Origin of the sequence: Phytoactinopolyspora mesophila (assembly GCF_010122465.1) — a bacterium.
Classification (GTDB): Bacteria; Actinomycetota; Actinomycetes; order Jiangellales; family Jiangellaceae; genus Phytoactinopolyspora; species Phytoactinopolyspora mesophila.
Genome location: NZ_WLZY01000004.1, coordinates 1 through 13,889 on the forward strand (window position 1 = coordinate 1; position 13,889 = coordinate 13,889).

16 protein-coding genes and 1 pseudogene are annotated in these 13,889 nt (G+C 66.5%); 7 read left to right on the forward strand and 10 right to left on the reverse strand.

Features of this window, described 5'->3' with window-relative positions:
- From F7O44_RS12250 to F7O44_RS12260, 3 genes are all read right to left on the reverse strand, one after another.
- Positions 1-709: IS3 family transposase (locus tag F7O44_RS12250; protein WP_162450565.1), on the reverse strand; the 709-nt coding region annotated here is incomplete at its 3' end.
- A complete protein-coding gene (locus F7O44_RS12255; protein WP_162450566.1) occupies positions 706-996 on the reverse strand; it encodes a transposase in 291 nt (96 codons plus the stop codon). The genes F7O44_RS12255 and F7O44_RS12250, both read right to left, overlap by 4 nt.
- Before the next feature lie 153 nt (positions 997-1,149).
- Entirely contained in the window at positions 1,150-1,371 is a 222-nt protein-coding gene (locus tag F7O44_RS12260; RefSeq protein ID WP_162450567.1) for a helix-turn-helix transcriptional regulator, read from the reverse strand.
- A 368-nt stretch (positions 1,372-1,739) separates the two neighbouring features.
- Between F7O44_RS12260 and F7O44_RS12265 the strand changes: the two genes are divergently transcribed.
- The 6 genes and pseudogenes from F7O44_RS12265 to F7O44_RS12290 all read left to right on the forward strand — a co-directional run bounded on the left by F7O44_RS12265 (position 1,740) and on the right by F7O44_RS12290 (position 7,194).
- A complete protein-coding gene (locus tag F7O44_RS12265; protein WP_162450568.1) occupies positions 1,740-2,954 on the forward strand; it encodes a tyrosine-type recombinase/integrase in 1,215 nt (404 codons plus the stop codon).
- Positions 2,955-3,062: 108 nt separating this feature from the next.
- Positions 3,063-4,151, forward strand: coding sequence for a tyrosine-type recombinase/integrase (locus F7O44_RS12270; RefSeq protein ID WP_162450569.1), 1,089 nt, complete (start codon positions 3,063-3,065; stop codon positions 4,149-4,151).
- 8 nt (positions 4,152-4,159) lie between these two features.
- A complete protein-coding gene (locus F7O44_RS12275; protein ID WP_162450570.1) occupies positions 4,160-4,489 on the forward strand; it encodes a helix-turn-helix domain-containing protein in 330 nt (109 codons plus the stop codon).
- A 4-nt stretch (positions 4,490-4,493) separates the two neighbouring features.
- The gene (locus F7O44_RS12280) at positions 4,494-6,599 is read left to right on the forward strand and encodes a hypothetical protein (protein ID WP_162450571.1); all 2,106 of its coding nucleotides are present in this window, start codon (positions 4,494-4,496) and stop codon (positions 6,597-6,599) included.
- A gap of 96 nt (positions 6,600-6,695) precedes the next feature.
- A pseudogene (locus tag F7O44_RS31790) lies at positions 6,696-6,839 on the forward strand (site-specific integrase); the annotation flags it as partial.
- A gap of 145 nt (positions 6,840-6,984) precedes the next feature.
- Positions 6,985-7,194 (forward strand): hypothetical protein, encoded by a 210-nt coding sequence (locus tag F7O44_RS12290; RefSeq protein ID WP_162450564.1) that lies wholly within the window; start codon positions 6,985-6,987, stop codon positions 7,192-7,194.
- On the opposite strand, the gene F7O44_RS12295 is transcribed toward F7O44_RS12290, so the two are convergent.
- The 7 genes from F7O44_RS12295 to rpsF form a co-directional block, all read right to left on the reverse strand.
- On the reverse strand, positions 7,142-8,386 hold the full coding sequence (locus tag F7O44_RS12295; RefSeq protein ID WP_162450572.1) for a hypothetical protein: 1,245 nt from the start codon (positions 8,384-8,386) through the stop codon (positions 7,142-7,144). The genes F7O44_RS12290 and F7O44_RS12295 overlap by 53 nt on opposite strands.
- Before the next feature lie 189 nt (positions 8,387-8,575).
- Positions 8,576-9,247 carry a response regulator transcription factor gene (locus tag F7O44_RS12300; protein WP_162450573.1) on the reverse strand — a complete coding sequence of 224 codons (672 nt, stop codon included), beginning with the start codon at positions 9,245-9,247 and terminating at the stop codon, positions 8,576-8,578.
- Positions 9,244-10,554, reverse strand: coding sequence for a histidine kinase (locus F7O44_RS12305; protein ID WP_162450574.1), 1,311 nt, complete (start codon positions 10,552-10,554; stop codon positions 9,244-9,246). Before F7O44_RS12305 ends, F7O44_RS12300 begins: the two co-directional genes overlap by 4 nt.
- Positions 10,555-10,688: 134 nt before the next feature.
- On the reverse strand, positions 10,689-11,135 hold the full coding sequence (gene rplI, locus F7O44_RS12310; protein ID WP_162450575.1) for a 50S ribosomal protein L9: 447 nt from the start codon (positions 11,133-11,135) through the stop codon (positions 10,689-10,691).
- A gap of 17 nt (positions 11,136-11,152) precedes the next feature.
- Positions 11,153-11,389, reverse strand: coding sequence for a 30S ribosomal protein S18 (rpsR, locus tag F7O44_RS12315; protein WP_162450576.1), 237 nt, complete (start codon positions 11,387-11,389; stop codon positions 11,153-11,155).
- An 81-nt stretch (positions 11,390-11,470) separates the two neighbouring features.
- A complete protein-coding gene (locus tag F7O44_RS12320; RefSeq protein ID WP_162450577.1) occupies positions 11,471-11,989 on the reverse strand; it encodes a single-stranded DNA-binding protein in 519 nt (172 codons plus the stop codon).
- Positions 11,990-12,051: 62 nt separating this feature from the next.
- Positions 12,052-12,342, reverse strand: a complete 291-nt coding sequence (rpsF, locus tag F7O44_RS12325) for a 30S ribosomal protein S6 (RefSeq protein WP_162450578.1) — start codon at positions 12,340-12,342, stop codon at positions 12,052-12,054.
- Positions 12,343-12,612: 270 nt separating this feature from the next.
- Between rpsF and F7O44_RS12330 the strand changes: the two genes are divergently transcribed.
- Entirely contained in the window at positions 12,613-13,887 is a 1,275-nt protein-coding gene (locus F7O44_RS12330; protein WP_162450579.1) for an MFS transporter, read from the forward strand.
- Positions 13,888-13,889: the final 2 nt, after the last annotated feature.

The window sequence follows — 13,889 nt, forward strand, 5'->3', positions numbered from 1 at the left end:
CGTTATCGTAACAAATCCCGGTCCGGCCAAGTGAGGCCCGCATGCCAAGCTGCTTCAGCTTCTTGCTGTAATTATCAGAAGTATATTGTGAGCCGCGGTCTGAGTGAAAGATGCAGCTTTCTTCAAGATGGTGGTTACGCGCGGCCATATCAAGCGCTTCGGTGACCAATTCGGTGCGCATGTGATCGGCCATCGCGTACCCAATCACCTCTTTGTTGAAGCAATCGATGACGGTCGAGACATAGAGCCAGCCCTCCCACGTTCTCACGCACGTGATGTCCCCGACGAGCTTCACGCCGGGTCGCTCGGCGCTGAAGTCGCGGTTCACCAGGTCCGGTGTCACCGGGTCGGTGTCGCCGCGGATCGTGGTGGTCTTGTACGGCCGTGGCTGGCACGGCACCAGGCCCAGCTCACGCATCAGGTCGCGGACCAGCTCCGCGCCGATCTGCTCGCCGCCGCGGACGAGCTCAACGTGGATGCGCCGGTATCCGTAGACGCCGTCGTTGTAGTCAAACAACGCCTGGATCTTGACCGCAAGCTCCTCGCGCCGCCGCGCGGTCGCGCTCATCGGCCGGCCGCGCCAGTCATAAAACCCGGACTTCGACACCTTCAACCACGTACACATCTTCTGAATGCTCGGAGCATCGGCCGAATCGCCGTCGGCGGCGGTGGCAGCACAACCAGCGATGAACTCGTACTTCTCGCTCACCGTTGCTCCTGCGCGAAGTATGCTGCCGCTCGTTTTAGGAAGTTGTTCTCCATCTCCAGTTCACGGTTCTTCCGCTCAAGCTCTCGTAAACGAGCCCGCTCGGACATCTCCAACGCCGGCTCATCGCCAGCATGCGCCTGTCGATAAGCCTTACACCAATTATCCAGGGTGGTCTCACCCACCCCAATCTCGCGAGCCACATCGACTATTCTCCGGTCGTTCTCGACCACCAACCGGGCCGCTTCCTCGCGGAACTCAGGCGTAAACCTGCCGTTCTTCCTAGCCACGAAATACTCTCCTCTCCAAACAGAACCCTATGGGCTCCGCAGTCCGGAAAGTAGGAGGCACCCCACATTGCAGGTGGGTGTTGGGGACTCTTCGGCCCTCAGTGTTGCAGCGCTGGGGGCCGCTTTGCGTCCCGGCTGGTTTGCGGCCTTGGCTCAGGCCGCGAGGTCAACGGTCTGGGCATCGAGCCACTCCTCCACATCGGCCCAGCGGTAGCGCAGGTGGCGGCCGACCTTGAGGGCCTTGGGGCCGATGCCCCGATGGCGCCACTGGTACAGGGTGTTGTCCGGCACTCCGAGATACTCGGACAACTCCTCAGGGCTGGCGAGGGGACGACGGTCTCGGTGAGCGGCATTGTGGGGCGAAGCAGGCGGCATTGAGTCTCCTCCGGAATTCTGGGCAGGCGGAGCGTGGCACACACAACCACGCAACCCGCGCGATATCCAGCGACAGTGTGCAGACGATCCACGGCCGCACCAAACCCGGTGCATGTGGTAGTGGAACCACGGTAGGGGTAGATCCGCCGATGACCTATATGAGGCTCTTTCAGGGCACACACCTGTCTGCTTCGCCAGGTCAGGCGGGTGCTCGGGTCCACAGCGGTCCTGTCGGGTGCGGCGGGATTATGCACCATGAATCGCGGTCGCCCAAACCGCGGACTGCAAGCTACAACTACACGCTATGGAGAACCGAACCGCGAAATCCCTGCCATTCCTTACCTCCTTCGTGGGCGAGGAGGCTGTCCATGGCTGACGTCTACGACCGCTGGCACAAGAGCTATCCGAAGGAGGGCGATCCCGAATGCGCCGAGCACAAGGGAAAGGTCCCGACAAAGGGACACGGCAAGGGAAAACGCTGGCAGGTCCGCTACCGCGATCCGAGTGGTGAGCAGCGCAGCGCCAACTTCCACCGCAAGGTTGAGGCGGAGGCCGCCGCCAACGCGATCGAGAAGGATCTGCGGCAGGGGACGTACGTCGATCCCGACGCCGGAAAAGTCTTGCTGCGGACGTACGCACGGCAGTGGCTGGACGCCGCGACGGCGGGCGTTGGCACGGTGGACGCCTACGAGGGAGTGGTGCGCAACCACATCGAGCCGCACCTCGGAAGCCGCGAGCTGCGCTCGCTCAACCGGCCTTCGCTCGTCCAGGCTTGGGTGCGGAAGCTCCAGGACGCAGGTCTGGAACCGTCCACCATCGGCTGGATCAGCTCCATACTCACCGCCATCCTCGATGCGGCCGTCGAGGATGGGCTGCTGCACCGGAACCCGTGCAAGTCCAGCTCGGTCAAGCTCCCCAAGGAGCCCAGGAAGAAGATCACGCCGTGGAGCCTGGAGCGGGTCCACGCAGTGATCGCCGGTCTGCCGGGCCGCTTCCAGTGCGGCGGGAAGCTGGCCTTCGGGTGCGGGCTGCGTCAGGGCGAGGTTCTCGGCGTCGCGGTCGAGCACCTGGACTTCAAGCAGCGTCTGGTGCGCGTGAACCGGCAGATCAAGCTGGTGCGCTCCACGATGGTCTTCTCGCTGCCGAAGGGGGAGCGGGTGCGCACCGTCCCGATGCCCGACGAGCTGGCGAGGGCTCTCAAGGCCCACATGAAGGCGTACCCGCCGAGGGAGATCACCCTGCCGTGGGCCAAGCCGGACGGAGGTGAGCGCACGTTCCGGCTGCTGTTCACGACGGAACAGGGCAAGGCGTATCACCGGAGCGTGCTGAATGAGGGCGACTGGAAGCGCGCCCTCGCCTCGGCCGGGGTGATCCCGCCGCGCGACAAAGGGGCGCCGCGCTTCGCCGCCGCTCCGGAGGACGGGATGCACGCGCTCCGTCACACCTACGCCTCCGTGCTGCAAATGGGCAGAATTGCATCTGATGCATCATTCGGCAGTTTGTGTGAACGTCGTTTAGCTGGGACTCGAGGTCAATGGGCCGCTGGTGGGAGTCGCTTGATGATGTGTCGACACGCGGTGTGAGCTGCGCATTCCCGGTTCCTGTTGCTGTTGATGCAACTATGTGTCATCCATTTCTGTTGCATTGGGTGTTGATTTGTTGCATTCGGTGCTGTCCTTGGAGGGTCCTGGATGACCGAGGCGCGAACGGCGGGGTCGGCGGCGTTGGTGCTGGTCGATGGCGCGACGCCGCTGCGGGTTGAGCCGGCGCTGTTCGACTCGATGCTAAAGGGGTGGCGGCTGCAGCAGTCCAGCCGACGGCTGAGCGGGCCGCTGATCGATGGCCGGGAACGGCTCGTGCGTCGGTTCGCCGAGTTCACCGGTGCCTGGCCATGGCAGTGGACACCGGAGCAGGCGGAGGCGTGGATCGCCTCGGGTGGGTGGGCGCACTCGACGGTGCGGTCGTATCAGGGCGCGCTGGGCATGTTCCTGGGATATGTGTGTGATCCGCGGTATGGCTGGATCGCCGAGTGCGAGCAGCAGGTCGGGGCCCGTCCGGTGCAGGTGTGTCACGAGGACAACACCGTGTCGCACGTGGCCGATCACGAGGGCCGTGCGGAGCGTCGCCCGCTGACCCGTGCTGAGCTGCAGGCGTTCTTCGATGCCGCCGACGACCGGGTGGAGCAGGCGGCAGGTGCGCGGCGCAAGGGGTGGCTGGCGACGTTTCGGGACGCGACGTTGTTCAAGGTCGTCTACGGTTGGGGACTTCGTCGCCGGGAGACGGCGATGCTGGACATGGCCGACTTCACGGTCAACCCGGCGGCGCCGGAGCTGGGCCGGCTTGGTGTGGTGCATGTGCGCTACGGCAAGGCGATGAAGGGCAGCCCACCGCGGCGCAGAGCGGTGGCCACGCTGATGCCGTGGACGGCCGAGGCGCTGGAGCAGTACCTGGAGCAGGTGCGGCCCCGCTACGGCTGCGAGCGGCATCCGGCGGTGTGGCTGACCGAACGTGACGGGCGGATCTCGACACGGCAGATCGATGACCGCTTCGCCCAGTTCCGACGGCTGGCCGACCTTCCGGATGATCTTTCCGTTCACTCGCTGCGCCACTCATACGTCTCCCATCTGATCGAGGACGGGGTCGATCCGCTGTTCGTGCAACAGCAGGTGGGACATTCGTGGGCGTCGACGACCGCGGCGTACACGACGGTCGGCACCGACGCACGCAATCGGATGCTCAAGCAGGCGCTGGGTCGTGTCTACGGTCCGGATCGGGGATGATGCCCAGCATGGCGAACAAGACCGGGTATGTGTGGCATCTACGCAGGGTGATGGCCGATCGTGGCATGTTCCAAACGACCGACCTGATCGCCCCGCTGGCCGAACGGGGCGCAAAGTTGTCCAGGGAACAGGTCTACCGGCTGGTGACGGGCACGCCGGAGAGACTCAACCTGGCCGTGCTGGCCGCGTTGTGCGACATTCTCGACTGCTCCGTCGGCGACCTGATCGAACCGAGGACCTCGGCGACGCCCACGTCGGCGAAGACGTCGTCTTCTCCGGAGCCGCCCGAGCGGCTGCGGCCTCGCCGCGCCCGGATCCTGCCTGAGCCCGGACAGTAGAGTCGTGACCGGCATGGTGGTGTGTGCAGCCGGGCATCAGATGCCTGCCGGGCCGGACCGTGTCTGTTTCACCTGCCGCCGGGATGAGGTCATCGCTTGCGCCAGGGCCGTGGAGACGTCACTGTCCGGCGACGACGTGGCCGCGGCGGTGGACACGGTGGCCACCAACCCCGCGGTGTGGCGTTTCCTGGCCGAGGCGTTCGCCCGTGATCCGGACGCGCTCGCCCACGCAGCGCCACCCGTCGTTGGGCGGCTGGTGACCGAGCTGATCGCCCGCGGTTCCACCGTCATGACGGTGCCGACGTGCGTGACTTGTGGGGTGAGCGGACGGCCATTGACCGTCACCGACGACGGCGGCATGTGCAAACGATGCGCAGCACGGCGCAACCCGGCGGCCTGCTCCCACTGCGGCATCGTCAAACCGGTCGCCGGGCGCACCAACAGCGGCGGGCCGATCTGCGAACCGTGCCGCCGTCACCAGCGAGGACACCGTCCATGCGGTGTGTGCGGTAATACCACCTCGATCGCGGTACGAGCCCGCGGTGACCAACCGGACATCTGCGTCAACTGCTACCGCAGACCTGAGGCCACCTGCCACGTCTGCCGACGACGACGGCCGTGCAGCTTCGCCGACACCGACCGACCGATCTGCGCGTCGTGCTCACCCCGAGCCACGGCCATCTGCGCACGCTGCGGCGCCCATCGCCCACCCGCGGCGCGCTGGGACGAAGGGCCGATCTGCGACACCTGCTACACCGCCGCGCTACGCCACCGTGGACGCTGCGCGGTCTGCGGGGACCAGCGCCGCCTCGTCGCTCCGCCCGGGCCGGAGGCCACGACCTGCGCCGACTGCGCCGGAGTGCCCGTCGTGCACGCCTGCATCGACTGCGGGCTGGAGGACAAACTCTACGAGAAAGACCGCTGCGCCCGGTGCAGCCTGCGTCGCCGGGCCACCGAGCTGCTCTCCGGCGCCTCCGGGCAGGTCCCAGCCGAGCTGAACGGGGTGCTCGAGGCCATCTGCGCGGCCCGCACACCACGCGCGGCGCTGAACTGGCTACGCCAGGGCGCCGCCGCCGCTGTCCTGACCGAACTCGTCTCCGGACAACTCCAGCTCACACACGAGGCGTTGGACGCACACCCACATCCGAAGGCGGCCGACTATCTGCGACACATGCTCGTCGCCAGTGGCGCGCTCGAGCCCCGCGACGAGGCCCTGGCCCGCACCGAACGCTGGCTCACCGACCTGCTCGCCACTATCGACGACAACGAGTACCGTCGGCTCGTCCAAGCCTTCGCAGCCTGGCAGGTCATGCGACGGCTACGCCGTCACGCCGAGACCCGCCCAGCGCCTCGGACCTACACCGCCCACGCCAAACTGCGCATCAAGGTCGCCACCGAGTTCCTCACCTGGCTCACAGCACACGACACCACCCTGGCCGAGGCCCGCCAAACCGACATCGACCAGTGGCTGGCCACCAGCCCGCGCGCCTGCCACGTGCGAGACTTCCTCACCTGGGCCACCGAGCGGCGTCACTGCCCGGCCTTCACCATCCCGGCGCCACAACGCTTCACCGGCACCGCCACCGATTCCGACCAACGCTGGGCACACCTCGCTCGACTGCTCCACGACGACGAACTCGCCCTCGTCGACCGAGTCGCCGGCTGCTTCCTACTGCTGTTCGCCCAGCCACAATCCCGGATCGCGGTCATGACCACCGACCAGATCACCCAGCACGACAACGAGGTGTTCGTCCGCTTCGGCCAGCACGACGTGCCCGTCCCCGAACCACTCGACACGCTACTGCTCCAGCTCATCGCCAACGGCAAGTCCTACACCGGGATCGGATCACCCGCCGACACCCAATGGCTGTTCCCCGGCGGCATGCCCGGACGACCCATCACCGCATCACGACTCGCCGAACGCCTCCGCGCTGTGGGCATCTCCACCCAAGCCGGACGCCGAGCCACCCTGATCGACCTCGCCGCCAAGCTCCCCGCCGCCGTCCTCGCCGACCTGCTCGGCCTGCACCGCGCCACGGCCGTGAAATGGACCGGACAAGCCGGCGGCGGCTGGAACCGCTACGCCGCCGAGATCGCCCGCACCCGCTAGAAGCCACCCACAATCACCAACCATGCGAATAGCCCTCACCCGCCAGGACCCGTCCACCTACTCACACGAGCCGAAACATTGCTCTCTACCGGTTTCGACGCGGGAGAGACGATCAAGGCGCTCGCCGAGTACCTCGGGCATTCCGACCCCGGCTTCACGCTGCGCACGTATACGCATCTGATGCCGGCGAGCGAGTCCCGGACGCGGAGGGCGATCGACGCCGCGTTTGTCTCTGGGGGATCCGAGGGCTCGGGCGAGGGGAATCCGTGGCCGTGTGCACTGCTTGTGCACTGGCCGCCTGATCCGGGGCCGGAGGCGCAGCCAGGGTGGGGTCGCGCTCGCGGCGTCTGTATAGGTCAGACGGGATGCGGGCGGGTCAGGAGGCGTGCAGCAGGGCGTCGTTGCGCCATTTGAGGTTCTCGTGGCGTTCCTTGCGGCTACCACCGGCATCATGGCGGTGCTTCTCCTCGGAACTGACGGTGGTCCGTCTGTCACGGACGCCGTCGGCCTGTATGAGCTTATCGGCTACAACCTGCTGGCTATCAGCGCCATCCTGGCTCTGCGGGTTCTGGTGCGCGTCTTCCGCCGGTCTTGAGGACGCCGTGTTCGGCTCGTGGGTCAGCACCCGGTCCGTCGGAGCGACCGCACTCGGTGCAGGCACCCCGGCGGCGGATGTAGTAGCAATAGGTCGCGACGGCAAGCGCTACCCCCCAGAGCGGCCAGAACAGTGCCGGACCGACAGCAGCCCAGTTGTCCAGTGATAGTGCCGCACGGTCGGCATCAAGGCCGATTTTCGCCAAGCTCAGCCCAGCCGAGACGGTGAGAGCCGACACGCCCGATGCCGGGATCACCGCCAGCTTGAGCGGCACGCGGCGGCCACGCAAGACAGGCATCCAGCGAGGGAAGATCTCCCCCCACTTCTGCACCAGGCCCAGTGTCAGCAGGCTTCCCACCAGTGCGAACGAGCCCAGCCACGCACCCGACGTCAGATCGCCGGTCGCGGTCGCCTCGTCAAAGTGCTCACTGTCGATTCCGAGCGGAACACCGGCGACCCACACCCATCTGGTCAGCGCGTAGAAAGCCGGAATCACCATCGCGATGGCTACCGCGATCCGCCCTCGGCGCGCGACGACTGACGGGTCCATCCAACTCGACAGCCGGCCGCCGCGGCCGCACTTCTCGCATCTGCCAGCGGTGCGGCGTGCAAACACGGCGGTCGCCAAGACCCATGCGAATCCACCCACGAGCACCGCCAGGTGATTGAGATAGACCCAGTCCATCGCGTCGATGAAGTCGGCACGCATCTCGGCGTCGAACGGCGCGACCACGATGACCAGCGGGAGGTAGCCGACGATAGCCAAGACCCGCGCGTCCGGCACCACCAGCAGCCAGCCCAGTGCCATCAGCGAGCCGACGACGATGAGCGTGGCCCTCCACCAGGATCGAAGCTGCCTGTTCGCCTGCACCACGTGTTCGGGGCGTCCGTGGGATCCTCCTGGCAGCCGCTCCTGCACCGAATGCGGCCAGCGCGCCATCAGGAAAGCTATGCCGGCACCGGCCAGCGCGGCCGCGGCGAACAAGGGCGCGCCCACGTTCGCCGGCAGGTTCTCCAGCAAGGACAACGCCCCTTCCGGGTCGTTCTCACCAAGTGGGAATCCTCGCCCGGTGACCGTCCAACCGAGCGCCAGCAGGCCGTAAGCCAGCGACCACCCGGCGGCGGCGTACATGGCCCATCGGATGCGCCCGGAGGGTCGGACCGGCGGCGGCGCCGCGGTTGTATCTGCCATGCCTCTCAGCATGGATCCGAAAGGGTGCCCCCGAGATCCCCCCGGCACGTGAACCCGCTCCCCCGAGCGAGTGAGCCCCAACCGCCCGCGGCCATCTCCAAATGATCATGTTTGGTGGGTTTCCTCGTGCAATGCCATGCCTACAGACCTATTGAGGCACGAGAACACAAACCAAACATGATCATTTAGCTAGGGCGCGGTGGGCCGGACGAACCCGGATTCATACGCGGCGATCACGGCCTGCGTCCGATCCCGCACGCTGAGCTTGGCCAGCACGTTGCCCACGTGCGTTTTGACGGTCTCGACCCCGAGGTAGAGCTCGGCGGCGATCTCCGTGTTGGACTTGCCTGCCGCCATCATCCGCAGGACCTCGCCCTCCCGCTCGGTCAATCCGGCCCGCGTCACAGCGCTATCCGTACCGGATCGGCTCCCGCCGACGTGCTGCGCGGCCAACTGCCGGATCGCATCCGGAAACAGCAACGATTCACCGCGCACCACCAGCCGGATCGCCTGCACGATCTGCTCCGGCGGGGTGCGTTTGAGGACAAACCCGTGGGCGCCGGCCTGAAGGGCGTCGTACACGTAATCGTCGTTCTCGAAGGTGGTGATCACGAGGATCTTCGGCGGATTTGGCCGCTTCATCAGCAACCGGGTGGCCTGAATACCGTCGACCGACGGCATCCGCACGTCCATCAGGACGACGTCCGGAAGCAGCCGCGCCACCAGCGGCCCCACCTCCGCCCCGTCACCGGCCGCTCCGACGACGGTCAAGTCGGGCTGCGCATCGATGATCACCCGGAGGCCCGCACGGACGAGTTCCTCGTCGTCGACCAGCAACACCTTGATGGGTGCATCATTCATCTCGAGTTCCGTTCATCTGTTGCTCCAGGCAGGTGGGCCCGGACCACCCATGCGTCGTCAGCTGGCCCGGTGACGAGCTCGCCACCCAGCACGCTCACTCGCTCTCGCATGCCAAGCAGCCCGCGGCCGCCGGTCTTGGACGCCGGCTGCAGACCAGAGCGGCTCGGCGGGCTGACCGGGTTGGTCATCTCGATATCCACGCCGGCCGCCCCGGCACGCACATGCAGAGTCACCGGAACCGGGCCAGCATGCCGGAGGGCGTTGGTCAGCCCTTCCTGGGCGATGCGGTACGCCTCTCTCGACGTCACCGCCGGCACACCGGTGGCGTCCACGTCGATCACAGCATCGACGTGGAGACCTGCCGCACGCATCTCGTCAGCCAGCAGGCCGAGGTCATTGAGACCTCTCAGCGGCGTCGTCCGGCCGGGTTCTTGGTCGCCCCGCGGCGCGTCCGGCTCCGGACGTCCATCTCGTGGTGGTTCGTTCACCCGCAGCAGCCCGAGGACGTAATCGAGATCGTCCATGGCGGCCCGTCCGGCGTCCTCGATCGCCTGGAGTGCGCGCCGCACGAGTTCTGTATCCGAGTCCAAGACTTGCCGCGCAGCCGCCGCCTGAAGCGTCGTCACAGTCAGCGCATGCCCAACAGAGTCGTGCAACTCGCGGGCGAGCCGGTTGCGCTCGGTGAGCCGCTGAGCCTCGACTTCCAGGGCACGGATCTGCGCGACCGACGACGGTTGCAGCAGCACCGGAGCCACGGTGCCCAGCACGCGCCCGGTCACCGCCACGAGGTAGACCACCGCCAGAATCATCCCGATGGCGACGGCGAACGCGGGCACACCCTCCAGAAGGTGGAAGGGGGCGAGGTTGAACTCCGTCATCCAGCCGCCGTCGACGCCCACACCACGCATGACCAGCACGACCACGAGGGGCGCGGTGAAAAGCATCGCCAGCATGATCCCGCCGCCACAGATCAGATGCAGGCCATACCAGCTGGCGCCGCGCCATCTGGTTTCCCACGGCGGGTTCCGTTCCGGTTCCGGCAGCGGGACATCCAGCAAGCTGCGGGCAGCCGCGATCTCCAGCGCACGCGTCACCGGCAGAAATGCTGGGACGGTACCGATCGCTACGGTGACGGCCGCGAGCACCGCCACCGGAATCACCGGCGTCTGCGGATCCGCGAACATCTGCACGAACCCGGCTGCCAGCATCACGTACGGGAGCAGGATGACGCCACCGAGCAGTAGGTGCACGCCCCGACGGAAGGTGGACCTGCTGACCAGCGGCGCCAGTATCCAGCGCAGTCTCACGTGTGTGATTGTTCCCTATGCCGGCTCAGCTCGGAGCACGGACGGCGCATCTTTGTGCCTCGCGAGTGCCGGGGAGCAGAACGCCGACGTCCTGAGTGAGCAGTTCCGATCACTCAGGACGCCGGCGGTTTCGGTCAGGACGCGACGATGTTGAGCCGGACGTCAGCTGCCACCTCAGGGTGCAGCCGGACGGTCACGGTGTGTTCACCGATGGTCTTGATCGGGTTGCCGACCTCGATACGGCGCTTGTCCACGTCTGGCCCACCAGCAGCCACCACCGCGGAGGCGATGTCAGCCGGGGTGATGGCACCGAACAGCCGTCCGGTATCACCGGCCTTGGCGGTCAACCGAATCGGCGACTGCTCGAGCCGGGCCTTCACGCCGCGCGCAGTGTCAAGATCGGCGATCTCCCGGCTGGAACGCGCCCGCCGAATGGTGTCGATCTGCTTCTGTCCGCCCTTCGACCACGCGATGGCATAGCCGCGCGGAATCAGGTAGTTGCGGCCGTAGCCGTCCCTGACCTCCACGACGTCGCCAGCCGCGCCGAGCCCGGGCACTTCCTGGGTGAGGATGAGCTTCATGTCTACCGCAGCCTTCCTCAGCGAGCCGTCGAGGTGTACGGCAGCAGCGCAACCTCGCGAGCGTTCTTGATCGCGGTGGCGACGTCGCGCTGGTGACGCGTGCAGTTGCCGGTCACCCGGCGAGCACGGATCTTGCCGCGATCGGAGATGTATTTCCGGAGCAACGCCGTGTCTTTGTAATCGACGTAGCCGGATTCGTCTTTGCAAAAACCGCAAACCTTCTTCTTCGGCTTGCGCAACGTGGGGTTAGCCATCGTGGTGCTCTCCTTTGAAGAGCCCGGTCACCACACTTGGGCGGACCGGGATGGGGTTGATGGACGTGGGGCTCGATGCCCCTAGAACGGGGGTTCTTCGGCAGCCGCGGGGGCGCCGCTGGCCCAAGGGTCGCCGCCAGGTGCGGGGCCGCCGCCTTGAGCGGGTGCACCTTGCGTGGCCCAGGGGTCGTTGCCGCCCTGAGGAGCTCCGCCACCACCGAATCCGCCACCTTGACGTTGGGTCTTGGTGACCTTGGCCGTGGCGTATCGCAGGCTGGGACCGACCTCGTCGACATCGAGCTCGACGACGGTGCGCTTCTCACCTTCGCGGGTCTCGAACGAGCGTTGCTTGAGCCGACCGCTGACGATCACCCGCATGCCACGCTGCAACGACTCGGCAGCGTTCTCCGCGACCTGCCGCCAGACCGAACAGCGCATGAAGAGTGTCTCGCCGTCTTCCCACGCGTTGGTCTGCCGGTTGAACGTGCGCGGCGTAGACGCGACGGTGAAGTTCGCCACGGCCGCACCACTCGGGGTGAATCGCAGCTCCGGATCGTCGGTCAAGTTGCCGATGATGGTGATAACGGTCTCGCCTGCCATGAATTGCTCCCTAGGTCGGGTAGGTCAGTTTCTTCGTCGAGGACGCCGACCCACGAGCCCGTTCAGTGCACCTCGGGCCTAACGACCTTGGTGCGCAAGATCGACTCCGACAGTCCGAGCTGGCGATCGAGCTCGGCGACAGTGTCAGCCTCACAGGTGACGTCGAGCACCGCGTAGATGCCCTCACTCTTCTTGTTGATCTCGTAGGCGAGCTTGCGGCGGCCCCAGATGTCGACTTTCTCGACCGAGCCGCCGGCCTCGCGTACGACCCCGAGATACTGCTCGAGGGTTGGGGCGACGGTGCGCTCCTCGGACTCTGGGTCGAGGATCACCATGACCTCGTAGTGACGCATGCCGGTTCACCTCCTGTGGTCTTCACGGCCACGGTCTCTCCGCGGCAGGAGGGCTATGTCGTCCATGTTGGCCCGGCGAAGCGAACGTCGGGTCCGCACATCACCAGGCCGCAGCTAGCGTACCAGCGGACCCGTCAAATTCCGATTCCTCTGTCCACAGGCTCCAAATGATCATGTTTGGTGGGTTTTCTCGTGCCTTACCATGCCTGGAGGCCTGTTGATGGACGAGAAAACCCACCAAACATGATCATTTAGGGTGAGGGGGCGGGGATGGGGGTGCCCGATATCGCCCGCCTGCAACGCCGCACCCTCACCCTGTTGGTCGCCGCGCAGGTGGTCGGCGGACTCGGAATCGGATCGGCCATCTCGGTCGGCGCCATCCTTGCCCTGCGGTTGTCCGGCTCGGAACAGTGGTCCGGCCTGGCCGGCACCATGATCACCCTGGGAGCGGGCGCCATTGCCCTCCCGCTGGCGCGTCTGGCCGCGTCGAAAGGCCGGAGGATCAGCCTCAGCCTGGGCTGGCTGGTCGCGGCCGCAGGTGCCCTGGTCACACTCCTGGCCGCCACCGTGTCGTCATTCGTCCTGTTGCTCGCCGGGCTGCTGCTGGTGGGTTCCGGAACGGCCACCAACCTGCAGTCTCGCTACGCCGCCACTGACCTCGCCGATCCCAGGACCCGCGCCCGCGACCTGTCGATCGTCGTGTGGTCGACGACGGTCGGCTCAGTCCTCGGCCCCAACCTGACCGGCCCAGGCGAAGTGGTCGCCGGATGGCTGAGCATTCCACCGGTCGCGGGTCCATTCGTCTTCTCCGCGGCCGGGTTCGGGCTCGCGTTCGCGCTGATCGCCAGCCGATTGCGCCCAGACCCCCTCCTCATTGCCCAAGCGCGCCGCGAGCAGGTGAATCCCGGGTACCAGCCAGCGAAGCCGTCCGGTTCCGCACTCATGGTGATCCGGAAGCGCCCGGCGGCTTTGATCGGGCTTTCGGCGATGGTGCTCAGCCAGGGCATCATGGTCGCCGTCATGACCATGACTCCGGTACATATGGACCACCATGGCGCGGAACTACGCCTCGTCGGCCTGACGATCAGCCTGCACATCGCCGGGATGTATGCGTTGTCGCCGGTCGTGGGCTGGCTGACGGATCGCCTCGGGCGCCGTCCCGTGATCATCATCGGCCAGCTCGTCCTGGTCGCATCCGCCATCACCGCCGGCACCGCGCATCATTCGACGCCTCAGCTCACGATCGGGCTCGTGTTGCTGGGGCTGGGCTGGTCGGCCGGCCTGGTGGCCGGGTCGACGCTGCTCACAGAGTCGGTTCCGGATGAGGCACGGACCCGGATCCAAGGAACGTCGGACGTGCTCATGAGCCTCATGGGAGCTGTCGGTGGCGGATTGTCCGGGGTGATTCTGGGCGCTACCAGCTTCGGCACCCTGAATGCGCTCGCCGCGGTCCTCGTCATCCCCACGCTTGCTCTGATTGCGATCGAGACGGTAACCCGGCGTCGTCGCCCCCACGACGACGCGCCTGTCAGCCTCGAGCGGTAGCG

Bases quoted from the DNA above. Each gene is read 5' to 3' on its own strand.
- F7O44_RS12260 (WP_162450567.1), bottom strand. From the start codon at position 1,371: ATGCCGCCTGCTTCGCCCCACAATGCCGCTCACCGAGACCGTCGTCCC.
- F7O44_RS12265 (WP_162450568.1), top strand. From the start codon at position 1,740: ATGGCTGACGTCTACGACCGCTGGCACAAGAGCTATCCGAAGGAGGGC.
- F7O44_RS12270 (WP_162450569.1), top strand. From the start codon at position 3,063: ATGACCGAGGCGCGAACGGCGGGGTCGGCGGCGTTGGTGCTGGTCGAT.
- F7O44_RS12275 (WP_162450570.1), top strand. From the start codon at position 4,160: ATGGCGAACAAGACCGGGTATGTGTGGCATCTACGCAGGGTGATGGCC.
- F7O44_RS12295 (WP_162450572.1), bottom strand. From the start codon at position 8,386: ATGGCAGATACAACCGCGGCGCCGCCGCCGGTCCGACCCTCCGGGCGC.
- F7O44_RS12300 (WP_162450573.1), bottom strand. From the start codon at position 9,247: ATGAATGATGCACCCATCAAGGTGTTGCTGGTCGACGACGAGGAACTC.
- rplI (WP_162450575.1), bottom strand. From the start codon at position 11,135: ATGAAGCTCATCCTCACCCAGGAAGTGCCCGGGCTCGGCGCGGCTGGC.
- rpsR (WP_162450576.1), bottom strand. From the start codon at position 11,389: ATGGCTAACCCCACGTTGCGCAAGCCGAAGAAGAAGGTTTGCGGTTTT.
- F7O44_RS12320 (WP_162450577.1), bottom strand. From the start codon at position 11,989: ATGGCAGGCGAGACCGTTATCACCATCATCGGCAACTTGACCGACGAT.
- rpsF (WP_162450578.1), bottom strand. From the start codon at position 12,342: ATGCGTCACTACGAGGTCATGGTGATCCTCGACCCAGAGTCCGAGGAG.
- F7O44_RS12330 (WP_162450579.1), top strand. From the start codon at position 12,613: ATGGGGGTGCCCGATATCGCCCGCCTGCAACGCCGCACCCTCACCCTG.